This window comes from Polaromonas sp. P3_C2 (assembly GCF_056402675.1).
In genome coordinates this window covers 1-554 of the sequence record NZ_JBFUGX010001259.1, presented here as the reverse complement: position 1 = coordinate 554, position 554 = coordinate 1, and the positions used below count along the sequence as shown (strand labels likewise).

Below are 554 nucleotides of genomic sequence, written 5' to 3'. Positions count from 1 at the left end.
GACAACATGAAAAATCTATTGTTGTTTAACGAAAGATTGCCTCATGAATTGTCTTGGAACGAGTTTTTAAGTGAAAAAAAATTATTCCGAAATTTGAAGTCGATACCAATTGAAGACAATTGGGAATTTGAAAGATTTATTGAATTAAGGCATCAATATTTGCAATGGCTAGATAGCCGCCGAGGTTGAACTGCGGCTCAGGGATGGGGCCAGTTCATATCGGTGAGACCATGAAACAAAACACTTTGTTAGACCTTTTAGGTAAGGACGACGGTTCAGTAGACGTAGTACTCAACGCTATTGAGCAACTTCGCAACGAACTATTGCAAGGGCAAGTTGAAGATTGGGAGAACCCCTACGCTAGAGCAATTCCTGGAGGCCATGCATGCATGGCTGGCGACGATGGGGCCTCGTGTCGATGACAAGCCGTCTTGGAAGTTTGTGGAGGCTATGATTCGGGCGGCAAAGATTTACGAGTGAATGCGGAGGACGCGTCGTTTCGCGTACCCACGCTGAGAGCCACCTAACCAGCGGAGCCGAGTCAACTACAGCTA

Annotated in this window: 2 protein-coding genes; both read left to right on the top strand. The window is 46.0% G+C overall.

Going from position 1 to position 554, the window contains the following annotated elements; genetic code table 11:
- Positions 1 to 189, top strand: a 189-nt coding sequence (locus tag AC1DWI_RS25955) for a hypothetical protein (protein ID WP_477726298.1), incomplete at its 5' end; no start/stop codon positions are given.
- A gap of 192 nt (positions 190 to 381) precedes the next feature.
- A complete protein-coding gene (locus tag AC1DWI_RS25950; RefSeq protein WP_477726299.1) occupies positions 382 to 480 on the top strand; it encodes a hypothetical protein in 99 nt (32 codons plus the stop codon).
- The last annotated feature ends 74 nt before the right edge of the window (positions 481 to 554 follow it).